Below are 205 nucleotides of genomic sequence, written 5' to 3' on the forward strand. Positions count from 1 at the left end.
TGAACATTGGTGTCGGTTGTAGATGCTATAGCAGCGTTGAACACAGCTGTGACCATATTAGAATCCACACCTGAGTTAGTAAGAAGCTGCGTATCCTCTGCAGCTGCTTGCACTACTTGAACTGCCTCACTAATGGTTAAACCAGAATTTTCAAGCTGATTTAAAATTTGTTGTAACACAAATACTGCTGCTAATTGTTCATTAG

At 40.0% G+C, this 205-nt stretch carries 1 pseudogene; it reads right to left on the minus strand.

The window, feature by feature from the left end:
* A pseudogene (locus tag L0U85_RS20310) lies at positions 1-205 on the minus strand (hypothetical protein); the annotation flags it as partial.

Source organism: Glycomyces sp. L485, assembly GCF_022548875.1.
In the GTDB taxonomy this organism is placed as follows: domain Bacteria; phylum Actinomycetota; class Actinomycetes; order Mycobacteriales; family Micromonosporaceae; genus Glycomyces.